The 2,503-nt window shown below is 72.6% G+C and carries 2 protein-coding genes and 1 pseudogene; all 3 read left to right on the top strand.

What is annotated here, in order from left to right; translation table 11 throughout:
- On the top strand, positions 1-883 hold an 883-nt coding region (locus AC1D01_RS29840; protein WP_477872878.1), incomplete at its 5' end, for a LysR family transcriptional regulator.
- Positions 884-888: 5 nt separating this feature from the next.
- Positions 889-1,782, top strand: a complete 894-nt coding sequence (gene gluQRS / locus AC1D01_RS29835; RefSeq protein ID WP_477872876.1) for a tRNA glutamyl-Q(34) synthetase GluQRS — start codon at positions 889-891, stop codon at positions 1,780-1,782.
- Between the two features lie 216 nt (positions 1,783-1,998).
- Positions 1,999-2,503: pseudogene (locus AC1D01_RS29830) on the top strand (hypothetical protein); the annotation flags it as partial.

Genomic DNA, 2,503 nt, shown 5'->3' with positions numbered 1-2,503 from the left:
CGTGCGCCAGCTCGAGGACGCGCTCGACGTGCTGCTGTTCGATCGCCGCTCGCGCCAGGCCAGGCTGACGGCTGCCGGCGAGGAGCTGCTGCACGAGGGCCGGCGCTTGCTGCAGGAGATGGATGCGGTGGCCAACCGCGTGAAGCGCGTCGCGACCGGCTGGGAGACGCAGTTGTCGATCGCGGTCGACGGCATCATGTCGCGCGCCACGCTGTTCGAGCTGTGCGAGGCCTTCTATGCGCTGAGCCCGGAGAGCCCGGGCGCCACCAGTGGCGGGCCGGGCACGCGGCTGCGGCTGCGCACCGAGGTGCTGGCCGGTACCTGGGAGGCGCTGGTCAGCGGGCAGGCGGACCTGGCGATCGGCGTCGGCGTGGACCGCACGATGCCGCCCGGCATCCAGATGCAGCCGCTCGGCAGCATCACCTTCGTGTTCGCGGTGGCGCCGCACCATCCGCTGGCAAACGCCGAGGGCGTGCTGAGCGATGCCGACCTGATCCACCACCGCGCAGTAGCGGTCGCCGATTCGGCGCAGCGCATGGCGCCGCTGACGGTGAACCTGCTGCCCGGGCAGGACGTGCTGACCGTCGCGACGATGCAGAACAAGATCGAGGCGCAGCTGCGCTGCCTGGGCTGCGGATTCCTGCCTGAGCCGCTGGTGCGCGAGCACATCGCCGCTGGCCGGCTGGTCGTCAAGCCGGTGCAGCGGCCGACGCAGGTCGCGCGCCTGGGCTATGCGTGGCGCAGCGTGCCGGCCGGCAGCGCGACGCGCAAGCCGCAGCTGGGGCTGGCGCTGCGCTGGTGGCTGTCGCAGCTGGAGAGCCCGGCCACGCGCAGCGCGCTGATCGAACGCCACAGCGGCTTGCTGCCATTGGGCGGAGCCTGACCGTCATGGGCTATCGCGGGCGGTTTGCGCCGTCGCCGACCGGCCTGCTGCACGCCGGCTCGCTGGTGGCGGCGCTCGCGAGCTGGCTCGATGCGCGGGCGCATGGCGGCATGTGGGGGGTGCGCATCGAGGATGTCGACACGCCGCGCTGCGTGCCGGGCACCGATGCGCAGATCCTGGCACAGCTCGCGCAGTGCGGGCTGCTGCCCGACGAGCCGCCGGTGTGGCAGTCGCAGCGCGGCGCGCACTACGAGGCTGCGCTCGATGCGCTGCGCGCCGCCGGCCAGGTGTACCCCTGCGGCTGCACGCGGCGCGACATCGCCCTCGCGCTCGAAGCCGCCGGCCACGGCAAGCCGCGCCACGGCGAGCTCGTCTACCCCGGCACCTGCCGCCACGGCTTGAACGGCAAGCCGCCGCGCGCGACGCGGGTGCTGAGCTGCGATGCAACCGAGGCCGACATCGTGATCGACTGGCACGACCGCCGCCTCGGTGCGCAGCAGCAGAACCTCACGCAGGCGGTCGGCGACTTCGTGCTGCACCGCGCCGACGGGCTGTGGGCCTACCAGCTCGCGGTGGTCGTCGACGACGCGCTGCAGGGCATCACGCACGTCGTGCGCGGCGAAGACCTCGCCGACAACACGCCGCGCCAGGTCCACCTGCAGCGGCTGCTCGGCCTGCCGGCGCTGCAGTACCTGCACACGCCGCTGGTGCTGGGCGCGAACGGCGAGAAGCTGTCGAAGCAGAACGGCGCGGCACCGCTCGACCTGGCGCAGCCGCTGCACGCGCTGCGCAGCGCCGCGGCGGCGCTCGGGCTGCAGCCGCAGGCCACCGACGCGCCCGCGCTGCTGGCCGAGTGCGTTGCGCAATGGGCCGCCATCCACGCGCAGCAGCCGCGCTGAAATTGCATCCAATCGCAAGCGCGGCCCCGCCGCGGCATGCGAACTGCTTCGAAGCCCGCATCCAGAACAACCGCAGGCACACGCCGCCTTTCCCGACAGCAAGCGACGCGAAGTGAAGCCGGACTGACGCATCCCGTCAGCCGCACCGCGTGATCCATCGGCGAAAGCGATACGTCCCACCCCAGAATGATGATCCGAAGCAGCCGAGCCGCACGTGTGAGCGGAACCGTTTCCACTCTTTTCCTGTCGATGATGCTGCTGGCCGGCTGCGGCTCCGGGTCGGATGACGGCGACACGCCCGCGCCGGCGCCGGTGGGCTCGGCCCCTTCGCCGGCCCCGGCGCCGCAACCGGCCGCACTGACGCTGCCGATCGAAGTGCTCGGCGACGGCTCGCCGAAGGTGCCGCTGGTCGTCGAGACGCGCCTCGACCTCGAGAGCAGCAAGCTCGCGTCGGCCAGCAAGCTGTACCTGGTGTGCCACCGCTGCGGCTACTACGGCGCGCCCGAGTTCGAGGCGCTGGCCGCCACGCCGCCGAAGGTGAAGGCCAGCCTGCGCGTGCTCGGCGGCACCGACAGCGCCGGCGAGGCCCAGGTGCCCTGGGTCGACATCACCGACCAGACCGTCACGCTGGCCGACAACGAGCGCATCCACGGCGGCGTCAACGGCGGCTTCTTCACGACCCGCATCACGCTCGCGCTCGACACCGCGACGCGTGCGCGCC

It is taken from the genome of Rhizobacter sp. P3_B12 (assembly GCF_056402895.1).
This window is presented reverse-complemented; position numbering and strand designations above follow the sequence as displayed.

Excerpts from the sequence above, each read along its gene's own strand:
- gluQRS (WP_477872876.1), top strand. The coding sequence starts at position 889 with ATGGGCTATCGCGGGCGGTTTGCGCCGTCGCCGACCGGCCTGCTGCAC.